Source organism: Jeotgalibaca arthritidis (assembly GCF_011100465.1).
GTDB lineage: Bacteria > Bacillota > Bacilli > Lactobacillales > Aerococcaceae > Jeotgalibaca > Jeotgalibaca arthritidis.
This window is the reverse complement of sequence record NZ_CP049740.1, coordinates 2,320,266-2,342,023: the sequence shown is the minus strand read 5'-3', so window position 1 is coordinate 2,342,023 and position 21,758 is coordinate 2,320,266. Positions and strand designations below refer to the sequence as shown.

Annotated in this window: 18 protein-coding genes and 1 other annotated feature; of the genes, 16 read left to right on the top strand and 2 right to left on the bottom strand. The window is 37.5% G+C overall.

The genetic code is table 11. The annotated features are described in order from the left end of the window. Positions 1 to 26: 26 nt before the first annotated feature. Positions 27 to 593: a class I SAM-dependent methyltransferase gene (locus G7057_RS11700; protein ID WP_166163953.1), complete on the bottom strand. Its 567-nt coding sequence runs from the start codon at positions 591 to 593 to the stop codon at positions 27 to 29. 181 nt (positions 594 to 774) lie between these two features. Here G7057_RS11700 and G7057_RS11695 point away from each other — a divergent pair, with 181 nt between their 5' ends. Continuing rightward, positions 775 to 2,652, top strand: a complete 1,878-nt coding sequence (locus G7057_RS11695; RefSeq protein ID WP_166163951.1) for a LysM peptidoglycan-binding domain-containing protein — start codon at positions 775 to 777, stop codon at positions 2,650 to 2,652. A 45-nt stretch (positions 2,653 to 2,697) separates the two neighbouring features. Beyond that, positions 2,698 to 2,905, top strand: a binding site (T-box leader). A gap of 77 nt (positions 2,906 to 2,982) precedes the next feature. After that, positions 2,983 to 5,397, top strand: a complete 2,415-nt coding sequence (leuS, locus tag G7057_RS11690) for a leucine--tRNA ligase (protein WP_166163949.1) — start codon at positions 2,983 to 2,985, stop codon at positions 5,395 to 5,397. A 150-nt stretch (positions 5,398 to 5,547) separates the two neighbouring features. Here the strand turns inward: leuS and G7057_RS11685 are convergent, their stop codons facing one another. Beyond that, positions 5,548 to 6,753 carry a LysM peptidoglycan-binding domain-containing protein gene (locus G7057_RS11685; RefSeq protein ID WP_166163947.1) on the bottom strand — a complete coding sequence of 402 codons (1,206 nt, stop codon included), beginning with the start codon at positions 6,751 to 6,753 and terminating at the stop codon, positions 5,548 to 5,550. A gap of 213 nt (positions 6,754 to 6,966) precedes the next feature. On the opposite strand from G7057_RS11685, the gene G7057_RS11680 reads away from it, so the two are divergent. The 14 genes from G7057_RS11680 (at position 6,967) to G7057_RS11615 (ending at position 21,722) form a co-directional block, all read left to right on the top strand. Then, positions 6,967 to 8,739: a putative polysaccharide biosynthesis protein gene (locus G7057_RS11680; RefSeq protein WP_166163945.1), complete on the top strand. Its 1,773-nt coding sequence runs from the start codon at positions 6,967 to 6,969 to the stop codon at positions 8,737 to 8,739. An 11-nt stretch (positions 8,740 to 8,750) separates the two neighbouring features. Continuing rightward, entirely contained in the window at positions 8,751 to 9,482 is a 732-nt protein-coding gene (locus G7057_RS11675; protein ID WP_166163943.1) for a pseudouridine synthase, read from the top strand. A gap of 90 nt (positions 9,483 to 9,572) precedes the next feature. Then, complete coding sequence (gene pepV, locus G7057_RS11670; RefSeq protein ID WP_166163941.1) at positions 9,573 to 10,973, top strand: dipeptidase PepV; 1,401 nt, start codon at positions 9,573 to 9,575, stop codon at positions 10,971 to 10,973. Positions 10,974 to 11,171: 198 nt separating this feature from the next. Beyond that, on the top strand, positions 11,172 to 11,471 hold the full coding sequence (locus G7057_RS11665; RefSeq protein ID WP_166163939.1) for a hypothetical protein: 300 nt from the start codon (positions 11,172 to 11,174) through the stop codon (positions 11,469 to 11,471). A 707-nt stretch (positions 11,472 to 12,178) separates the two neighbouring features. Beyond that, positions 12,179 to 13,477, top strand: a complete 1,299-nt coding sequence (locus G7057_RS11660) for a peptidoglycan DD-metalloendopeptidase family protein (protein ID WP_166163937.1) — start codon at positions 12,179 to 12,181, stop codon at positions 13,475 to 13,477. A 78-nt stretch (positions 13,478 to 13,555) separates the two neighbouring features. Further along, the gene (locus G7057_RS11655) at positions 13,556 to 14,305 is read left to right on the top strand and encodes a TrmH family RNA methyltransferase (RefSeq protein ID WP_166163935.1); all 750 of its coding nucleotides are present in this window, start codon (positions 13,556 to 13,558) and stop codon (positions 14,303 to 14,305) included. A gap of 117 nt (positions 14,306 to 14,422) precedes the next feature. Further along, the gene (locus G7057_RS11650; protein ID WP_166163933.1) at positions 14,423 to 14,953 is read left to right on the top strand and encodes an HD domain-containing protein; all 531 of its coding nucleotides are present in this window, start codon (positions 14,423 to 14,425) and stop codon (positions 14,951 to 14,953) included. Between the two features lie 72 nt (positions 14,954 to 15,025). Next, entirely contained in the window at positions 15,026 to 15,361 is a 336-nt protein-coding gene (locus G7057_RS11645; protein WP_452170773.1) for a winged helix-turn-helix transcriptional regulator, read from the top strand. A 308-nt stretch (positions 15,362 to 15,669) separates the two neighbouring features. After that, positions 15,670 to 16,719, top strand: coding sequence for a phenylalanine--tRNA ligase subunit alpha (pheS, locus tag G7057_RS11640; protein ID WP_166163931.1), 1,050 nt, complete (start codon positions 15,670 to 15,672; stop codon positions 16,717 to 16,719). Positions 16,720 to 16,722: 3 nt separating this feature from the next. After that, the gene (pheT, locus tag G7057_RS11635) at positions 16,723 to 19,137 is read left to right on the top strand and encodes a phenylalanine--tRNA ligase subunit beta (protein WP_166163929.1); all 2,415 of its coding nucleotides are present in this window, start codon (positions 16,723 to 16,725) and stop codon (positions 19,135 to 19,137) included. A 75-nt stretch (positions 19,138 to 19,212) separates the two neighbouring features. Next, positions 19,213 to 19,806 (top strand): DUF4230 domain-containing protein, encoded by a 594-nt coding sequence (locus G7057_RS11630; protein ID WP_166163927.1) that lies wholly within the window; start codon positions 19,213 to 19,215, stop codon positions 19,804 to 19,806. A 62-nt stretch (positions 19,807 to 19,868) separates the two neighbouring features. Then, a complete protein-coding gene (locus G7057_RS11625; protein ID WP_166163925.1) occupies positions 19,869 to 20,618 on the top strand; it encodes an acyl-[acyl-carrier-protein] thioesterase in 750 nt (249 codons plus the stop codon). Between the two features lie 110 nt (positions 20,619 to 20,728). Next, positions 20,729 to 21,166, top strand: coding sequence for a cell division protein ZapA (locus G7057_RS11620; RefSeq protein ID WP_166163923.1), 438 nt, complete (start codon positions 20,729 to 20,731; stop codon positions 21,164 to 21,166). Positions 21,167 to 21,170: 4 nt separating this feature from the next. Continuing rightward, positions 21,171 to 21,722, top strand: coding sequence for a CvpA family protein (locus tag G7057_RS11615; RefSeq protein WP_076765829.1), 552 nt, complete (start codon positions 21,171 to 21,173; stop codon positions 21,720 to 21,722). Positions 21,723 to 21,758 lie beyond the last annotated feature (36 nt).

Here is a 21,758-nt window from a genome sequence, read left to right as displayed (position 1 = left end):
TCTACTCATTGAGTAGGGCTGATTTTCTATTTTTTCTTTTCAATAGCAACCACAAAGGGTGGCTGATTTTTTTGATTAATAAAGCCATACTGTAAGACCGCATAGTCTTTTTGATCGAGACTACTTAAGTAGCCAAGAAGGGCATCTTTTTCTTCTTGCCCTGTTGGATGCCCACTGTAAACCACGATAACGACCAAGGCCCCTATTCTTAAATGGGGGATGAGTTGTTTAATGCTTTCTATCGTAGATTCCTTTAGTGTCGTGATTGACTTGTCACCACCAGGCAGGTAGCCTAAATTGTAAATAGCAGCACTAACTTGTTTTTGACTAGGTAAATAGTCTCCAATAAACTGGTGTCCAACTTGATGTAAATGAACCTGCTGGCTTAGCCCAGTTAACAATAATTTCTCGGATGTCTTTTGAATGGCTTGTTCTTGAATATCAAAGCCAATGACACTGCCATTTGGACCAACTAAACTTGCCAGCAGAATAGTATCGTGACCATTTCCCACCGTAGCATCAATTACTAAGTCACCTGCAATAACACATTCTTTTAAAAGGGAATGGCTATAATCAAGAGCTTTTTTAAGCATGTTATGACCTCCTTTTTTTAAAATAGTATAACACAGTGTTGACTAAGGACAAAAAGCGAAAGTATGTTTATTACAGTTTGGTTACTTTTATAACAATTTGTGAAAAAAGAAAAAAGAGAGTTAAAAACCCTCTATAATGGAACTATCTGAAATGCTTTAAAATTCGATAGGAGTGGTTTACTTGAATATTTCTAGAAAACAGTTGCATACCATCAAACAAGCAAAAAACATACAAGATAAAATCCTTTCTTCTACAGAACAAATGAAAAAGGGCTTTGCTTTAATGGGAGCTTCTGTACTTGTTTCTACTATTGCTGCGCCTATCCAAGCGAATGCCAAGGAAAATGATTCAGCCAACCAAACGACAACCAAAACATACTCTGATAATGCATTTTTAAATACGATTATTCCATCGGCTTCAAGTATTGCAGCCAAGAATGACCTGTATGCATCGGTAATGTTGGCACAAGCAATCCTTGAAAGTGGATGGGGAACAAGTTCATTAGCCTCAGAACCAAATTATAATTTATTTGGAATTAAAGGAAATTATAACGGTCAGACCGTTGAAATGAGCACCTTAGAAGATAAGGGAAATCAAAATTATTATGAGATAAAAGCTGAATTTCGTAAGTATCCGTCATATGCGGAATCTCTTGAAGATTATGCTGGTTTAATTAAAAATGGTACAAGTTGGGATTCAAATTATTATAGTGGTGCATGGAAATCGAATGCATCAACCTATGAAGATGCGACAGCTTATTTAACAGGACGCTATGCGACAGACAGTGCCTATAATACGAAGTTAAATCGTATTATTGAAGCACATGGATTAGCTGAATATGACTCACCAACAACAGCAACACCAACAACACCAGCAACACCAACAACGCCTAAACCAGCTGAACCTGCTGGTCAAACAGGCACAAGCTATACGGTTAAATCTGGTGATACCTTGTATCGCATTGCCTTAAGTAATGGGACTACTGTTGCTAATCTAACAAAATGGAATAGTTTAAAATCAGAAAGTATTTACCCAGGTATGACACTCATCGTATCTAAAACGACTAGCCAGCCCGTTGAAACAGCACCAACAACTCCAACGGTAACTAATCCAGCTGTTAACACTAGCTCTTATACTGTCAAATCTGGTGATACGCTGTGGTCAATTAGTCAGAAGTATAAGGTGACTATTGCTCAAGTAAAATCTTGGAATAATTTGAAAACCGACTTTTTACAAGTTGGTCAGAAGTTAGTAGTTTCGACTTCAACAACACAAACAGGTCAAACAAATACAGGAAATACGACAACACCTAGTCAGACAGTGACTACACCAACGGCTAAAACAATTACCGTTGTTAATGGTGACACCTTATACAAGATTGCGACTAAAGCAGGTATGAGTTTAGCAGAGCTTAAGTCAGTGAATAATCTGACGTCAGATGTGATTTACCCAGGTCAAATTTTATATACAACAAAAGAAACAAGCACAGTTGTTAAAGAACAACCTGTTCAACAAACTAAACCTAATCCGTCTGTATCTACGAAAACAATCACCGTCAAATCTGGTGACACACTGTATCGTTTAGCAACAAGCGCTGGTTTATCATTAGCTGAATTTAAGTCTATTAACAACTTGAAATCAGATATGATTTATCCAGGTCAAGTGTTAGTAACATCAAAAACAACAGTCGTTGTAAAAGAGCAAGAAAAACCCGCTCAAACAACACCTGTAACGAACCAATCAACTTATACCGTTCAAAAGGGTGATACCTTATATGCAATTGCAACTAAAGCAGGCGCATCTGTTTCTCAAATAAGAGAATGGAATAAATTGGCTTCCGATTTAATTTTTGTCGGTCAGTCATTAACGCTGGTGGGGAAAACAGCAGTAGTTGAACCAACCCAGACAATTGCTCCATCAGGTAGTTATGAAGTGAAGCGTGGCGACACACTTTACTCCATTGCTAAAAGTAATGGTATTAGTTTAACGCGTTTACTGGAAATAAATGATGTCAACTCATCAACGATCTATCCCGGTCAACTATTGAAAGTAAAGTAAGTCTTGAAAAAAGCCTATATATTTGATAAAATACGGTAAATAAATTGAAAAACGTTGAGAAGGATTAGTAGGCTAGATGAATCAATAGCGAGTGCATGGTTGGTGGAAATGCATGATTCAAATATCTGAACTCACCTTTTAGTTGTTATACTGAATATAGTAAGTATGACCGGTTCACCTCGTTAACGGTATGAGAAGAGAATGATTGTTCATTCTAATTAATAGGTGGTACCACGATAAAATCGTCCTATAGATTTCCCAAGGGGATTTCTATAGGCTTTTTTATTTTCTCAACGTTTTTACTATGTTTATAAAAAGGAGCAAAGAAAAATGTCTTACAATCATCAAGAGATTGAGAAAAAATGGCAAAAGTATTGGGATAAAAACCAATCATTCAAAACAGAAAAAGGAACAGAAAAACCTAAATATTACATTCTAGATATGTTCCCTTATCCATCTGGACAAGGCTTGCACGTGGGCCATCCGGAAGGCTATACAGCTACTGATATTTTAGCGCGTATGAAACGTTCACAAGGCTATAATGTCTTGCACCCAATGGGATGGGATGCGTTTGGTTTGCCTGCAGAGCAATATGCCCTTGATACAGGAAATGATCCTGCTGAATTTACAGCTCATAATATTAAGACATTTAAACGTCAAATTAAATCACTTGGATTCAGTTACGATTGGACAAGAGAAATTAATACAACAGACCCATCTTACTACAAATGGACCCAATGGATTTTTACAAAGCTATACGAAAAAGGTCTTGCTTACGAGGCAGAAGTATCCGTTAACTGGTGTCCAGCTTTAGGAACTGTTTTGGCGAATGAAGAAGTCGTTGATGGTGTGAGTGAACGTGGTGGACATCCTGTTTATAGAAAGCCAATGCGTCAATGGATGTTGAAAATTACTGCTTATGCAGAACGTTTGATTGATGATCTAGAATTAGTTGACTGGCCTGACAGTATTAAAGAAATGCAACGTAACTGGATTGGCCGTTCTGAAGGATCAAATGTGACATTTGATATTAAAGGAACTGATAAAAACTTTACCGTCTTTACGACTCGCCCAGATACTTTGTTCGGCGCAACTTACACAGTTATGGCACCAGAATTACCATTAGTTCAAGAGATTGTATCTGATGAGCAACGTGAAGCTGTTCAAGCTTATATTGATTCAGTTGCTTTGAAGAGTGATCTAGAGCGTACAGAACTTTCAAAAGATAAAACAGGTGTCTTTACGGGTGCGTATGCGATTAACCCAGTAAATGGCAAAGAGATTCCGATTTGGATTTCTGACTATGTTCTGTCTACATACGGAACAGGTGCGATTATGGCAGTTCCTGCTCATGATACACGCGACTATGAATTTGCTAAAAAGTTTGAGCTTGAAATTATTCCTGTCCTTGAAGGCGGCAATGTTGAAGAAGAAGCCTTCACTGGAGACGGAAACCACATCAATTCTGACTTCCTAGATGGCTTGGATAAAGCAACTGCAATTCAAACTATGAATGAATGGTTGACTGAGCACAAGGTCGGCGAAACGGTTATTTCTTATCGTCTACGTGACTGGTTGTTCTCACGTCAACGCTATTGGGGAGAGCCAATTCCAGTTATTCACTGGGAAGATGGTACGTCAACAACAGTTCCAGAAGATGAACTGCCTTTGTTGTTGCCTAAAACAGATAAAATCCATCCGAGTGGAACAGGTGAATCGCCACTTGCTAACATCGATGAGTGGGTGAATGTTGTTGATCCTGTTACAGGGATGAAAGGACGACGTGAAACCAATACCATGCCACAGTGGGCAGGTAGTTCATGGTACTTCTTGCGCTTTATGGATGCTCATAACAGCAATGCCATTGCAAGTGAAGAAGCGATGTCATATTGGCAAAATGTTGACTTGTATATTGGTGGTGCAGAACATGCTGTTCTTCACTTGCTATATGCGCGCTTCTGGCATAAATTCCTTTATGATATCGGTGTTGTTAAAACGAAAGAACCATTCCAAAAACTATTTAACCAAGGTATGATTCTAGGCGAAAATAACGAAAAAATGTCTAAATCAAAAGGCAATGTTGTTAACCCAGATGATATCGTTTCTGAGTTTGGTGCAGATACGCTAAGGCTTTACGAAATGTTTATGGGTCCTTTGGATGCAAGTACGGCTTGGAGTGAAAAAGGAATTGAAGCAAGCCGTCGCTTCCTTGATCGTGTATGGCGCTTGTTTATTGATGATAATGGTCAATTGCGCGACCGTATCACAAAAGTAAACACAGGTGAACTAGACAAGGTTTATCACCAAACAGTTAAGAAAGTAACAGAAGACTACGAACAACTACACTTCAACACAGCTATTTCACAAATGATGATTTTTGTTAACGAAGCTAACAAAGCAAAAGCTTTGCCAGTGGAATATGTTAAAGGATTTGTTCAATTGGTTGCGCCAATTGCGCCTCACTTGGCAGAAGAAATTTGGGAAAAACTAGGCTCTGCAGAAGGTATTAGTTATGTTGCATGGCCAAGTTATGACGAAACATACCTTGTCGAAGATGAAGTAGAAGTCATTTTCCAAGTCAATGGTAAGTTGAAATCACGTGCCAAAGTATCTGCTTCTCTATCAAAAGATGAGTTAGCTGATGTGGCGATGCAAGATGAGAAAATTAAAGAAGAAATTGAAGGTAAAACAATCCGTAAAGTGATTGCAGTTCCTGGTAAATTGGTTAATATTGTTGCCAACTAATATGTTTTAATCAAAAAGGATTGAGCCGAGACGCTCAATCCTTTTTGATATAGCGGAAACTAGTCGATACAGCCTTCAAAATACGGCTGTATCTTACATGTTAACCCCTAAATGTAAGATACAGCTCCTTTATTCCGTTTGTATCGACATTTATTTAATAATTAAAGTTTGTCCGACGCGAATCAAGTTTGGATTGGAAATTTGGTTGGCTGTTACAAGCTGTTGGACGGTTGTTCCAAACTGTCGCGCAATCTTGTAGAGTGTGTCGCCACTTTTAACGGTATAAGTTGTTGTTGAAGTCGTTGGTTGACTTGCAGTTAATTTAAGTACCTGACCAACTCTAATTAAGTTCGGGTTAGCGATAGCATTAAGTCTAACCAATTCCTGAACAGTCGTATGGTAACGACTGGCAATGGCATATAAGGTATCGCCAGCTTTAACTGTGTAGGTAAGAGTAGCTGGTGGAGGTGTTTGTGGCTGATTCGATGGGATAGCAAGAATTTGACCTACTCGAATGAGATTTGGATTGCTGATGTTGTTTAATTGAACTAACTGTTGAATGGTTGTTTGATAGCGAGCTGCAATAGCGTAGAGGGTATCTCCGGCTTTAACGGTATAAGTTGTTGTTGATCCTGTGTTTGGAAGTGATTCAAGACCTAATAGTTGAGAAAGGGTCACGAAGCGATAGCCCATATTCTTTAAGGAAGGAATAATTTTTTCTAAAGCTGCTGGTGTACCACTTGCGCCAGCGCCAGTATGCATTAGAATGATAGAAGAAGGTGTCATTTGATCTAAAATACGATTAGTAATGGTCGTTGAGGAATTGCCGGTCCAATCGAGAGAGTCGATGGTCCAATGAACGGTATAAGTATAACCAGCATTCCCAACGGTTTGAAGAACAAGTGAATTGGTTGATCCGAATGGTGCGCGGAAAAAAGGCTTGGTTGATTGACCCGTTTGAGTTAAAACAACTTGCTCAGTTTGTGAGAGTTGGTCTCTCATTTGGGCAGCGGTCAAAGTTGTGAAGTCTGGATGGTTAAAGGAGTGGTTTCCAATATCATGTCCTTGATTCACGGCTCGTTTGACAACAGTAGGGTGGTTTTTCGCACCAGAACCGGTCAGAAAGAAAGTCGCTTTAATTTGGTGTTTAGCAAGAATATCAAGGATTTTATTGAAATTAGTACCATCAGAACCATCATCAAAGGTAAGTGCAACTATTTTGGAGGTTGATGGTCCTTTCGAAATGAATTGGGAAGTAGCAGCTGAGGCACTAGGGGTTAAAAATAGAAGGGTCATTGTGAGAGCGAGCAGGAGGGTGACTAAGCGTCGTTTTGTCGCTTTTTTGTGAGTCATCATGATAATCCCTCTTTCTATATGAATGACAATAATCACTAGCCACAAGTAATAAAGGGGTCTTTTCTTACTTTTATTATATCATTTTTTATCAATAATGAACAGATTTTTAGTTTCCGTTCTATAAAACCAAGATGGAAATATTAGCAAAGGAAAGCTATAATAGATAAAGGTCAAAAAGACATCTAATGAAAAAACAGGCAGAGGTTGAATAATATGCAAAATTATAAAACAAGAGCTGAGCGTAAGCGAGCTGAAAGGCTAAAGGAAGAAGAGCCTATTGAAATTGAAGAAGATTTACAACAAACGATTCAGTTTGACCAACCATTATTAGTTGATGAACTAGAAGAAGTTATTCGTAGCGACTCCGAAGAAAAAATGGTTGAAGGAACATTTTGGATGACTTTCGGAAGCATTTTTTCGCGTCTTTTAGGAGCGCTCTATATTATTCCATGGACTGCTATGATGGGAGCCGGATCACAAGTTGGAAACGCCTTGTTTTCGGTTGGTTATGCACCATATCAATTGTTCCTATCAATTGGTACAGCTGGTTTTCCCTCAGCAATGTCTAAGCAAATCGCTGAATTCAATGCTAAGAAGCAATATAAAGCAGGACAAGATCTCTTCAAAAAGAGCTTACTCTTTATGCTTTTAACGGGATTAGCGAGCAGTGTTGTGATGTACATATTAGCGCCATTTATTGCTGCTAATAGTCCAATTGCATCTTTAGCGGATAAAACCTTAGTAATTCGATCTTTAGCGCCGGCATTGCTAATCGTACCAGTGATGAGTTTAATCAGAGGGTATTTTCAAGGTTATCAGGATATGATTCCTTCAGCGATTACACAAGTCGTTGAACAAATTATTCGTGTTGCTTATATGTTATTAGCAACCTTTGTTGTCATGAAAGTATTAGACGGAAGAGTTGCAACTGCTGTTGCTCACTCCACTTTTGCTGCTTTCGTAGGAGCCTTTGCATCTCTTATTATGTTGATTTGGTACTACCAACGACATATGAAAAAATATAGGAAGCTGTTGGCCGCTGATCAATCAACCGTTAGCATTGACATTACGAGTGCCATTAAAAAAATGGTGGCTGAGTCGATTCCATTTATTGTCGTTGGTTCCGGGATTACTTTTGGCAAGTTTATTGATCAATTCACCTTTGAACCGATTATGCTTCGTTTAACGGATTACGATAAAGATGTCATCGGTGAGTTATTTAGTTTATTTAGCTTTAACGCTGATAAATTAATTATGATTATTATCTCTCTAGCAGTAGGGATGTCAGCAACATCGATTCCTTTGTTAGTTGAGAATTTTATCAAGCAAGACTTTAAGCAACTTAGAAAACAAATTGAGCAGATTTCAAAATTATTTTTCTTTGTTATGCTGCCAGCAGCCTTTGGAATGATGGTCGTATCACGACCTATTTTTTCTGTATTCTATGGGTCATCGGAATATAATGCACTCGGCTCACAGCTATTAATGATCGCTTGTGTAATGAGTATTGTTTTAGGAGCCTTTACGATTGTAGCATCTATTTTGCAATCATTTGGTGACCATTTATCAGCCATTATTTATCTAGGCGTTGGTCTACTTGTGAAGCTAGTTGTTCAGTATCCCTTTATCTATTTTTTTCAGACGGCGGGAACGCTATATGCGACAACTCTAGGCTTTTTAGTCACAACAGTGCTGTGTACGTGGAAAATTCATAAGCTTGTCCAACTAGAGTGGGATGAAACGCTACGAAGTATTGGTCTAATGGCCTTGATAACAGGCTGGATGACCGCAGTTGCTCACATTGTATTACGTCTATCTAGCTTATTTTTATCAACTGATAGAAGGGGAACAGCCTTTGTGATTGTCGTTTTAGTTGCTGGTTTTGGTGGCTTTGTTTATATTTATTTAGCTTTAAAAACAAAGATAGCAGACGAGGTATTAGGAGAACGTGTGGCAGGTTTGCGTAGGAAATTAAAGATATCATAAGGAGCGATCATGTGAGATTAGATAAATTTTTATCTCATACGGGATTTGGATCACGTAAAGAAGTAAAAGTCTTATTGAAACAGAAAAAAGTAGTGGTTAATGATAAAGTGGCCTCTAAGGGTGAGATGAAAGTTGATCTTAACCAAGACCAAGTCGTGGTTAATGGCGAACGTATTCAGTACCAAGAGTTCCACTATTTGATGTTACACAAGCCAGCAGGTGTACTGAGTGCAACTGAAGATATGAAGCAAAAAACAGTCATTGATTTACTATCAGAAGAGTATCAGCACCTTAATTTGTTTCCTGTTGGTCGACTAGATAAAGACACAGAAGGATTGTTGCTCTTAACAAATGATGGCGAGCTGGCTCACTTTCTACTATCACCAAAAAAAGAAGTAGCTAAACGCTATTATGCACGAGTTGCTGGCATTATGGATGAAGCTGATTGTGAGGCCTTTAAAAATCGTATCGTTTTGGAAGACGGTTTTGAATGTCTGCCCGGAGAACTTGAAATCAAGTCAGTGGATGAAGAGAAACAAGAATCTGAAGTGTTTATTACCATTAAAGAAGGTAAATTCCATCAAGTTAAGCGAATGGTCAAAGCGAGTGGTAAGGAAGTCACTTATCTGAAACGTTTAACCATGGGGAGTTTAGTACTAGATCCCAAGCTTCAATTAGCAGAGTACCGTTATTTAACTGAATCTGAATTAGCAGATTTAAAAGCGTATTTGCCAAATAAATAAGTGGAAATGCTGAATCAATCAGTAAAAAATGATAAGATAGAAGAATAGTGCTCCTAATGGGAGATAGAAGTTTAAAAAGGACGTGTTTTTATGGAAATCAATTGGAAAAGTGAAGTTGAAAAAAGAAAACAAGATATTCTTGATGATTTATTTACAATTTTAAGAATTGATAGTGTTAGAGACGATGCGAAAGCAACAGCAGAAATGCCTGTTGGTCCAGGACCGAAAGAAGCATTAGAAGCGTTCTTAGCAATTGGTGAACGTGATGGTTTCCTAACTAAAAACGTTGGAAACTTAGCAGGACATATTGAATACGGAGAAGGCGAAGAATTGATGGGTGTCTTTGGACACGTTGACGTTGTACCAACTGGTAGCGGCTGGGACACAGATCCGTTTGAGCCTGTTATTAAAGACGACCGCATTTATGCACGTGGATCAAGTGATGATAAAGGCCCATCTATGGCAGGTTACTATGCCATTAAGATTATTCGTGATTTAGGACTACCTATTTCCAAACGTATTCGTATGATTATCGGAACTGACGAAGAGAGCAGTTGGAAATGTATGGACCACTACTTAGCTCATGAAGAAACACCTGACTTTGGCTTTTCACCAGATGCGGATTTCCCAATTATTAACGGTGAAAAAGGAAACCAATCCCTTTATATCCAATTCCGTGGAGACAATAAAGGTGGTAAAAACCAATTGTTGAGTTTTGATGCAGGTTTGCGTGAAAACATGGTTCCTCAAGATGCGACTGCAGTCTTTACAAGTGAAGAAGCTGACGTTATCGAAAAAGCATTCTTTGAATTTGTTGAAAACAATCCTGTGACAGGAAATATTCATGTTGTAAATGAACAAGTAACGATTGAGTTAGTTGGTAAATCATCACATGGTATGAACCCAGCTGGCGGGATCAACGCAGGAACGTACTTAGCTGTTTTCTTAAATCACTATCAATTTGGTGGAGACGCTGCTAAATTCCTACAATTGATTACAGACTACATTCACTTGGAACATACAGCTGAAAAATTAGGCTTAGCTCATACAGATGAAGTTATGGGTGAATTAACCATGAATGCGGGTATCTTTACCTTTACACCAGAAAAAGGCGGCAATATCGCCTTAAATTTCCGTTACCCAACAGGTGTAACAGCAGAAGGATTAGAAATTAAAACAGAAGCTGCTTTAAGCGAATTTGGCATTACTATTGCTAAGAGTGCCGGTAAATTACCTCACTATGTTCCAGCAGATGATCCATTGGTAAAAACACTATTGGACGTTTACGAAAAACATACAGGTCTAAAAGGGCATGAACGCTCAATTGGTGGCGGAACTTACGGCCGATTGCTAGAGCGTGGCGTTGCATACGGAGCATTGTTCCCAGACAGCATTGACACAATGCACCAAGCAAACGAGTTCCTAGCATTAGATGACTTGTTTAGAGCAACTGCTATTTACGCAGATGCGATTTATCAGTTGATTAAATAACTCTTAAGTAAAAAGAAAAAAACGGAGACACGCGTTTTTAATAAGCGTTTGTCTCCTTTTTTTTGATGGCGTAACTTCATAAAAATAAAATGTGTCTAAATCATAAACAATTCTTTTTTAGTTTGATTTAAAACGATCTAATAGCTATTTTTATAGTTTAAACTGGATTACAATCATTTTAAAAAGGGGTTATCAACTGTGTCAGCGGAGTTAATAAGTGAAGCCTTCAGAGATGTGATTCAGATTGCCTTTAATATGGTATTTCCATATATTGCTCTCGTGTTGAGTTCAGAGGTTTTTGTTGTTTCTGGCGTTAATATGTTTAAAGTCACACAAGAAAAAGATTATTTTAAAATGATCGGAAAACTCATATTACTGGTATTATCTTTGCTTTTGTTTTATTGGGGAATTAATAATACATCATTCGATGCTACTATAATTGTGTACACTTCAATTGCTATTGGAGTACTAAAAGGGCTGGTTACGATAACGAAGTAAATTTATCTGTTATCACGTGTTTTATTGTAACCATTGTAGTAGGAATTATAAGTTTTGATTAGATTCCGTTCAAGTTCATTTAGTGAGGAGAAAATATTTACATATAGAGGTATGATTTTAATTTCAAATTGATTACTACTACCTCTACCAACAAATTCAACCAATATTCACACATATTTGCATAAATGAAAGAAAGATGCTATAATATATCTCATATGAAAGATATCAATACACGAGATTTTTGTTTTTTTGAGGAAGTTTATTCACACTGGCGTAGCTATGGAGCTACAAGGATGTATTAGAGGTTAGGGAATACATCGTTTAAATGAGAAATAATTAAAAATGAAGTAATAGTTTTGCCCCACTTTAAATATTGAATATTGATTAGTTAGATAGCCTTCTCTAGTTTACTAGAGAGGGCTATCGTTCATTTTATGGACACAACTGTTACTAAGAGATAACATCTTGAACTATTCGTTTTGCTAAAAAATGCACAAAAAATTCAAGATATTGATTTTTAAAGATGATTTATTTATAAACTATCATCAAATTACTTATTAAAACAATAAATGATTGTCACGAAAAACTCAATGAACCACTTGTTTCATCTTACTATCTGAAACAAAGTTGTCATATTTCTAATACAGACGAATAGCCTTTTAAATGATATACTCATTGTGGTATTAAACGAAAAAGGAGAGTCTTTGTTGAAAAAAAGATATTTTGCATTAGCATCTAGCCTATTACTGTTATCTTCATTCGGAATGTATACTGATGTTCAAGCCCATAGTTTAGATGACTTAAATCGCGAAAAACAAGAACTTGAAGAAGAAACAGAAAGTGTTGAAGAAGAAATTAATAAAAAAGAGTCATCTATTGTTGAACTCGAGAAGGAAAAAGATGACCTTCAAGCAAATATTGAAGAGTTGCAAAAGAATATTGATCTCCTAATGAAGCAGTTAGAAGAACAAGAACAAAAGCTCATTAATATAGAATATAAAATAGTGTCATTGGTTGAACGGATTGAAGAGTTAGAAGTTGTTATTGAACAACGAACAGCAAAATTAAATAACCAAGCTCGTCTGATTCAAACAGAAGCAAACTTGACTGATTTTGTTACGATTGTTGCCAGTGCAGAGTCTTTCACTGATTTGATCGGGAAAGTAGGTACAGTTAATCGTTTGATTACTGCTAACAAGGAGATCGTTCAGCAACAAGAAAATGATAAGTTAGAAGTTGAAGAATCGAAAGAAAAAGTAGAAGCAGAAAAAGTAGCTGCTCAAACTTTAAAACAAGAGATTACAATTTCAAAGAATAATGTCGTTGCTCAACAAGATGAATTAAATGTTGAGATTTCTAAAATCCTTGATAATGTTGCGTTAACTGAATCAGAAAAACAAGGATTAGAATCTACCAAAGCCTTATTAACAGAGAAATCAAGTCAAATTGCTAAGGATATTGCTAGCGAGGAGAAACGATTAGAAAACGAGCGTATTGCGCGTGAAAAAGCTGAAGCAGAAAAATTAGCTCAAGAAAAAGCAGCTCAAGAAGTAGCAAATAGTGTCGTTTCAACTGTTATAGAAAAATCAGTAGCACCAGCAACTAATTCTTCAGGCTTTATTCGTCCGGCATCTGGTTATAATTCTTCGCCATATGGCTTTAGAATTAGCCCCGTTGACGGTGAACACCGTATGCATAATGGGACAGATATTGCAGGAGGTGGACCAATTGTTGCAGCGCAAAGTGGTGTTGTAGAGATTGCAGCATTTGATGCAACATATGGTTACCATGTTGTCATTAACCATGGCTCGATTAACGGTAAGGAAGTTAAAACGAAATATGCTCATATGACGCCAGGCCTACAAGTTGCTCCAGGGCAAAGTGTTCAGCAAGGTCAACAAATTGGAACAATGGGATCAACTGGTCAATCAACGGGTGTGCATTTACACTTTGAAGTATTTGAAAATGGGTCATTTGTTAATCCGATTAATTATATTTCAATCTAATCCGAAAGTCGCTGTTTAAACAGCGACTTTTTTTTAATTCATTGCTATAATGGGTAGCGTTGATAGGGGGCAAGAGAGATGGAACGAATAACATCTACGAATAATCAAAAAATAAAAGAATGGCGGAAGCTTCATACTGCTAAGGGTAGAAAACAAGCAGGTTTGTATATGATTGAAGGGGAACATCTTTATATTGAAGCCTTCAATCATCATGTGAAAATGGAAGCAACGATTGTGACCGACCATTTTTTAGAAAAAAATTCTCATATTGAAGCAACGGTTATTGTCAGTGAATCGGTTATGCAATCTTTGTCTCAAACAGAAACAGCACCGGGAATTATTGCCATTTTACCGATTGAACAACCCATTTTGCCAAGTCAATTGAGTGGCAAATATATTCTTCTTGATGCCGTTCAAGATCCAGGGAACGCTGGTACGATTGTTAGAACAGCCGATGCTGCAGGCTTTGACGGGGTTATCTTTGGAACGGGATCGGTAGATGCCTTTAATGACAAGGTAGTTCGTTCTATGCAAGGCAGTCAATTCCACATACCCATTTACCGTGTGGATTTAGCTAGTTTAATCAATTCCTTTAAAGAAGCAGGGACTCCTGTTTATGGGACCGCCCTAGATGAGCGTGCAAAAAGACACAAAGAAATTCCGCTTACTGAGTCAGTAGCCATTATTATGGGTAATGAAGGTAACGGTGTTTCTAAAACGGTTTTAGCACAAACAGACGCTAATGTTTATATTCCAATCATTGGGAAAGCAGAATCTTTAAACGTTGCAGTTGCTGCAAGTATTTTAATGTATCATTTCGTTAATTAGAGTTGTTACCAATATGTGACATTTTTATCAAAATGACTAAAAAATAAGTCAAACCACTAGTCAAGCATTCAAATTCATGTATAATAAGAGACGTACTTTTAATAAGGAGAATGATGAATGACAGACTTGAAGTGGGAAAAAGATGAGGAATTCCTTTCGTATATAAGCGATTTGTTGGAAACTGAAGAAGTTCAAATGTTAAAAGATATTACTCAGCACTATCACAGTACTCGTTTAGATCATTCAATCTCTGTGGCATACCGCAGTTATTGTATCGCCAAAAAACTTAACTGTGATGTTCGAGCAATATCAAGAGCTGGTTTATTACATGATTTGTTTTATTATGACTGGCGCACGACAAAGTTTGACGAAGGCTCTCATGCCTATGTGCATCCAAGAATTGCGTGTGAAAATGCCTTAAAATTAACTGAATTATCTGATTTAGAAAAAGATATTATTCTAAAACATATGTGGGGAGCAACGATTGCTCTACCAAAATACAAAGAGAGTTACATTGTTACCTTAGTAGATAAGTATTGTGCTTGTGATGAAGCTTTATCACCTTATGTGAACCGTACGAGAGAAACATTCCGCGGTAAATGGGCGTCATTTAAAAGAAGCATTTTAACCAATACGATTAGTTTTTAATAAAACAGGTAAAAGTGGACGATACTCGTCCGCTTTTTTACTAAATTTAATAGAATTGAGAAGGTGTAAATAATGGAAAACATGATCCTTTCAGGTGACTGTATTTGTCCGCGTTTTGAAAAAACATTTACTATTTTAGGTAAGAAATGGACGGGACTTATTATTGAGGTTTTATTAGTAGATAACCGCCGTTTCAAAGATATTTCAGAACAAATTTCAGGAGTAAGTGACCGTGTATTGGTTGAACGTCTGAAAGAATTAGAAGAAGAAGGTATTGTTCTTCGAACTGAAAATGAAGAAGGCCCTATTAAAGTGATGTATAGCTTAACTGAAAAAGGAAGATCGCTAGAAAAAGTCATGGCTGAGATTCAAACATGGGCAGATAAATGGATTTGTGTAGAAGCTTGACGAAGTCTTGAAAGACTGTTAAATTAATTAAAGAATAAAAGAAATGCATAGACAGGAACCGCCTGCCAATTAGTACTGGTTACAGGGAGATTTGCCACAGACTGAGAGCAAATCAATCAGGAAGGGCATGTTTTCACTCCTTGAGCAGACTTTGGGATTTGCATAAGCAATGAATAAAGCTCCGGCAACTTTGTCGTTAATGAATGAAGTGTTACTCAATATGAGTAAAACAAGGGTGGTACCGCGATATCTCGTCCCTTTTTGGGAGGAGTTTTTTTGTGCATTTTTTTAGACTGTGAGGGAGAACAATGGATTTAAAAGACAAATTAAAATCGCTTCAAGTTGAAGCGTTAGAAAAGATTCATGCAGTAACCGATTTAAAAGAGTTAAATGATTTTCGAGTGGCTTATTTAGGTAAAAAAGGGCCGATTACCGAGGCATTGCGTGGAATGAAAGATGTTTCTGCAGAAGAGCGTCCTGTTATCGGAGCACTTGCAAACGAGGTGCGCGACCAATTAAGTGATGCCATCCAAACCGTTAAAGATAAACTTGAAGCAGCTGCATTGGCAGAAGCATTAGCAGCAGAAACAATCGATGTGACATTACCAGGAAAAGAAATTGCGATTGGGACTAAACATGTCTTCACACAAATTATGGAAGAAATCGAAGACCTCTTTTTAGGTATGGGTTACCAAGTTATTGATGGGCCAGAAGTTGAACTGGATAGCTATAACTTTGAGAAAATGAACTTACCAAAAGATCACCCAGCACGAGATATGCAAGATACCTTCTATATAACAGAAGAAGTTTTAATGCGTACACATACATCGCCTGTTCAAGCGCGTACAATGGAGAAACATGATTTTTCTAAAGGACCACTTAAAATGATTAGTCCTGGTAAAGTTTACCGCCGAGATAGCGATGATGCGACACACTCTCATCAATTCGCACAAATTGAAGGTTTAGTTGTAGCAGAAGATATTACGTTGGCAGATTTAAAAGGAACACTTGATTTATTTGCTAAGAAATTGTTCGGTGCTGACCGTGAAATTCGTTTACGCCCAAGTTACTTCCCATTTACTGAGCCGTCTGTTGAAGTAGACGTTAGTTGCTTTAAATGTGGTGGAAATGGCTGTAATGTCTGTAAAGGTAGCGGCTGGATTGAAATTCTTGGGTCTGGTTTAGTTCATCCAAACGTATTGGAAATGTCTGGTATTGATTCTAATCGTTATTCTGGATTTGCATTTGGATTAGGAATTGAACGTGTAGCCATGTTGAAATATGGTATCGATGATATTCGTCATTTCTATCAAAACGACAAACGATTCTTAGACCAGTTCAAAGTGAAGGAGCAATAAACAATGAAAGTGTCATATAAATGGTTACAAGAGTATTTAGAATTAGCAGACGTTGAACCCAAAGCGCTTGCGGACAGAATGTCACGTACAGGGATTGAAGTGGACGATGTTATTGAACCAGGAGCTGGTTTGAAGAAGATTGTTGTTGGTCATGCTTTAGACGTGATTGACCACCCAGATTCTGATCATCTACATATTTGTCAAGTTGATATCGGCGAAGAAGAACCGACACAAATTGTGTGTGGCGCGCCTAATATCGCTGCTGGTCAAAAAATAATCGTTGCTTTGCATGGGGCACGCATTGCAGGAAACATGAAAATTAAAAAAGGTAAAATCCGTGGGCAAGTGTCAAACGGTATGATCTGTTCGCTAGAAGAATTAGGTTATTCGGATAGCGTTATTCCTAAAAAATATGCAGATGGTATTTTTGTTTTACCAGAAGATGCAGAAGTGGGACAAGACATTGCGACTGTTTTAGGATTAGATGATGCTATTTTAGACATTGATATTACACCTAACCGTGCCGATGCATTGAGTATGCGTGGTGTAGCTCATGAAGTGGCTGCTATCTACAATAAGAAAGCAAACTTTGCGACTTATACAAACTCTCAAACAGAAGACAAGATTGAAGATTATATGGCAGTAGCTGTTGACGATCAAAACGATTCACCAGCGTACCATATTCAAGTCATCAAAAACGTGACGATTAAAGAAAGTCCAATGTGGCTTCAAATTAAATTAATGAATGCAGGCATGCGTCCTGTTAACAATGTCGTTGATATTACCAACTATATTCTAATGGAGTATGGACAACCGTTACATGCTTTTGACTACGATAAGATTGGTTCAAAAGAAATTTTAGTTCGCCGTGCTAAAAATGGTGAACAACTAAAAACACTAGATGGTGTTGACCGTGAATTATCAGAGTCAAACATTGTCATCACAAATGGACAGGAGCCAATTGCCCTAGCAGGTGTGATGGGTGGCTTTGATTCAGAAATTACCGATTCAACAACAACTGTTGCTTTAGAATTTGCCTTATTTGATTCTTTATCTATTCGTAAAACAGCGACTGCCTTTAACTTAAGAAGTGAATCAAGTGCACGCTTTGAAAAAGGAATTAATGTGGCAACAATTGAAGAAGCTGGCCATCATGCCGCAGCTTTGATTCATGAGCTTGCTGGTGGTACGATCGTTGAAGGAACAGCATCGCAAACGAACTTAACGGTTGAAAATAAAGAGGTAGCAATCACTTTAGCTAAGATTAACCGTTCTTTAGGAACAGCGATTGAAATGGCAGAAGTTTCAGCGATTTTTGACCAACTTGGCTTTGGTTACAGCGTTGACGGTGACCGTTTAACAATTTCGGTTCCGCCAAGACGTTGGGATATTTCGATTGAAGCAGATATTGTTGAAGAAGTAGCTCGTATTTACGGCTATGATCGTTTACCAGCGACACTACCTGTGACAGCATCTATTCCAGGACAATTAACACCAGCTCAAAAATTAATTCGTCAAACCCGTCATGAGATGGAAGCATCAGGCTTAACGCAAAATATCAGCTATGTTTTAACAACAGCTGAAAAATCAAAAGCTTATACACAATACCAAGCAGAACCCATTCGTTTAGCTTGGCCAATGAGTGAAGATCGCAGTACGCTTCGTATGAACTTAGTATCAAGCTTGCTTGAAAATACGGCTTATAATGTGGCGCGTAATAATGCCGATATTCGTTTTTATGAGATTGGTAAAATCTTCCTTCCAGATTCGGAAGCTGTTTTACCACAAGAAAAAGAACAAGTTGCTGCTGTTTTAACAGGAAGCATTGTTCAAAAAGGATGGCAAACAAGCCGTGTAGCTGTTGACTTCTATCATGTCAAAGGTATTTTAGAAGGTTACTTTACACGTTTAGGATTAGCCGATAAAATTGTTTACCGCCCAACGCAAAGTATTGACTGGATGCATCCAGGACGTACAGCTGAAATTGTATTAGATGGAACAGTAATCGGTTATGTTGGCCAATTACACCCATCTGTTGCTAAGGACTATGACCTAAAAGAAACATATGCATTTGAATTTAACTTAGACCAAGTCTTAGCTACTGATAAGGAAGATATCAGTCAAGATCCAATTCCAAAATATCCTGGAACATCAAGAGATATTGCCATTTTAGTTGACGCAACAGTGACCCACGAAGAGATTCGTAGCATCATTGAAGCAAATGCGGGCAAATTCCTCGTTAATATCCATTTATTTGATATTTATCAAGGAGAAGGAATTGAAGATGGTAAGAAATCAATGGCTTATTCATTGGCATTCTTAAACCCACAAGAAACATTAGTGGATGAAGATGTTCAAACAGCTGTTGAGAAGGTTGAATCGGCATTAGCTGAACAACTTTCTGCTAGCATTCGCTAGAGTAACTGAATTAAAAGGATCAAACGGCTGAGAGTAAAATCTCAGCCGTTTGTATCATATAGGAGAAAAATGGAGATGAAAAAAACAATTATCACGTTAATTTTGGGTATGTTAGTCGGATTTGTTGGTTTATTTGCAATTAATTCGTCAGACTGGCTTAATATCAGCGCTAACCACGAATCAAAAAGTGAACTAGTAAGAGAGCAATTAAGCGAGATACAAGAATTGACGACATTAAAATATGAATACAGCAATGTGATTATTAGCCGTACTGATAAATCCTTATCTGTTTTAGGGTCTGATTTTTCTTTTGCAGAAGCGATTAAATTAATTAGTTATAGCGGGTATTTAAAAGCTGGAACAGATTTATCGAAACTTGATGTAAAAGTTGACAGCGATGAACGGGTTGTCGTTACGTTAGATCAGTCAATCATTACTGATAATGTGGTCGAGGTAGATAAAACACGTGTTGAAGATATAGAGGGTGAATTATTTTCTGATTATCCATCACAGCTTATTTTTGATGAAATCAACAAAGAACGTGAAAAGATAGAAATGGATAAAATAGAAGCAGGTATACTAGAAGAAGCAGACCAACAAGCAAAAGAGATGATAACTAATTTACTTCGTGCTAGTGGTTACCAGACTGTTGAGGTTAAATTCCGCTAAATTTCATCTCAGCTATGTTAAAATAGATAAATGAGTAAGTATTTATTGAGGTGAAAAAAATTATGAGCGGGTTAACCTTTAGAACAAATCATCAAGTCAGAAGTCACGAATGTGATATTCAAGGAGAAATGACGATTCCATCACTCATCAATGAAATGGTTCATGTTTCTGGTGTCCAAAGTGCAGCGCTAGGTAATACAGAAGAGAGCATGCTTGAAAAGGGTTTGAGTTGGATTATTATTCAATATCATATGGACATTAAGCGTATTCCTAAAAAAGATGAAAGGATTATGTTTGAAACAGAAGCATTGTCTTACAATCGCTTCTTTACCTACCGGGTATTTAGGGCATTTGATACTAGTGACAATTTATTAGTCGAAGTCATGACGACATTTTCGATTATGGATATGGAAAGTCGCAAAATGACACGTATTGATAAGGCTATTGTAGCCCCTTATCAAGCAGAAGAAATTCGTTCACTATTAAGACAACCAAAAATACAGCCAGTGGACGAAGACAATCAACTGACAATGCCATACCGTGTGCGTTATCTAGATATTGATGCTAACAAACATGTCAATAATTCTAAGTATTTTGACTGGATTATTAATACGGTTGATATGGCATTTATGTTAGAACATCGCATCACAGCAATTACAATTAAGTATGAAAAAGAAGTGGAATTTGGCAATATGATTGATAGTAGCCTGTCGATGACAGAAGAAAGCAACGGTCAAATTGTCACTGCTCATCAAATTAAAAATGGTGATGTGGTTGCTTGTGTCGCGAATATCACTTGGGAAAAGCGCTAAAGAAAAGTAGAGAAGGCGAGGCATAAGCTAAACCTTCTCTACTTTTTACTGTTCAGAGTGGGAAAATATGGTAAAATAAAAGATATGTAGAAATGCAAGGAGGATGGAAAATGGCGGAAGAGAAGCGTCGCTATAAAACAACCATCGCAGAACGGCCATATACCATTGTGGCTAAGAAACCAGAAGAGCATTTAAAAGTGGTTTCGGAAATAGCGAATGAAAAAATTGATCAATTGAAAGACGTTATGCCTAACTTAGATGTGGAACAACGTGCTGTGTTAATTGCAGTAAACGCCATTTCAGAGTCTATGGAACGGCAAGCTGAATTAGATGAGTTAAAAGAGAAATTAGCAAGTCTTGAAAAAGAATTAAAGAAGAGACCAATCACATCTCCAAATCCAGTTCCTGACAAATCAGCTAAAACAGCTAAGACTGCTAAAAGCCGCTTTGTTAGACCGACAACGGCTGCAGAGAATCGATTAAAACAAGCACAACAACTCGAAACGAGTCAAGAAAAAGAAGGGCAACAGCCTTCCAGAAATAGGTGATAACATGCTGACAATCATTATATTATTACTACTTTGTATGGGTGTCTATGCAGGCGTAAGAAGAGGCCTTGTTTTACAACTCGTTCATACTGCGGGCTATATCATATCTTTTTACTTTGCCCAACAGTATTATTTACAACTTGCAGAATACCTTGAAATGCTCGTTCCTTATGCGCAACCAGGCATTGATGATCAGATGGTGTTTTATGATGCCATTCAAGTGTTAAATCTTGATGTAGCCTTCTATAATGGCATCTCATTCTTGTTAATTATCTTTGTTGGATGGTTAGCAACGCGTATTATTGGTTATATGTTAAATTCCTTAACCTTTTTACCGGTTGTCAAACAATTAAATGACATTGGTGGCGGCTTGCTTGGCTTTTTAATGCAATATTTGGGGATATTTCTACTATTGTATATTCTGACCATGATTCCGTTTGAAGCTGTTCAGCAATTATTAGCAGATAGTAATTTAGCAAGATGGATGATCGCTAATACACCTTATTTATCATCAACCATTTCTGACTTGTGGTTAGGATTAGTTGGTCAACTATAAAAAAGAGAGAGGCGGGGCGTTGTCCCAGCCTCATTG

Excerpts from the sequence above, each read along its gene's own strand:
- G7057_RS11615 (WP_076765829.1), top strand. The coding sequence starts at position 21,171 with ATGCTGACAATCATTATATTATTACTACTTTGTATGGGTGTCTATGCA.
- G7057_RS11655 (WP_166163935.1), top strand. The coding sequence starts at position 13,556 with ATGGAACGAATAACATCTACGAATAATCAAAAAATAAAAGAATGGCGG.
- G7057_RS11680 (WP_166163945.1), top strand. The coding sequence starts at position 6,967 with ATGCAAAATTATAAAACAAGAGCTGAGCGTAAGCGAGCTGAAAGGCTA.
- G7057_RS11700 (WP_166163953.1), bottom strand. The coding sequence starts at position 593 with ATGCTTAAAAAAGCTCTTGATTATAGCCATTCCCTTTTAAAAGAATGT.
- pheS (WP_166163931.1), top strand. The coding sequence starts at position 15,670 with ATGGATTTAAAAGACAAATTAAAATCGCTTCAAGTTGAAGCGTTAGAA.
- pheT (WP_166163929.1), top strand. The coding sequence starts at position 16,723 with ATGAAAGTGTCATATAAATGGTTACAAGAGTATTTAGAATTAGCAGAC.
- pepV (WP_166163941.1), top strand. The coding sequence starts at position 9,573 with ATGGAAATCAATTGGAAAAGTGAAGTTGAAAAAAGAAAACAAGATATT.
- G7057_RS11650 (WP_166163933.1), top strand. The coding sequence starts at position 14,423 with ATGACAGACTTGAAGTGGGAAAAAGATGAGGAATTCCTTTCGTATATA.
- leuS (WP_166163949.1), top strand. The coding sequence starts at position 2,983 with ATGTCTTACAATCATCAAGAGATTGAGAAAAAATGGCAAAAGTATTGG.
- G7057_RS11625 (WP_166163925.1), top strand. The coding sequence starts at position 19,869 with ATGAGCGGGTTAACCTTTAGAACAAATCATCAAGTCAGAAGTCACGAA.
- G7057_RS11645 (WP_452170773.1), top strand. The coding sequence starts at position 15,026 with ATGGAAAACATGATCCTTTCAGGTGACTGTATTTGTCCGCGTTTTGAA.
- G7057_RS11620 (WP_166163923.1), top strand. The coding sequence starts at position 20,729 with ATGGCGGAAGAGAAGCGTCGCTATAAAACAACCATCGCAGAACGGCCA.
- G7057_RS11630 (WP_166163927.1), top strand. The coding sequence starts at position 19,213 with ATGAAAAAAACAATTATCACGTTAATTTTGGGTATGTTAGTCGGATTT.
- G7057_RS11685 (WP_166163947.1), bottom strand. The coding sequence starts at position 6,753 with ATGATGACTCACAAAAAAGCGACAAAACGACGCTTAGTCACCCTCCTG.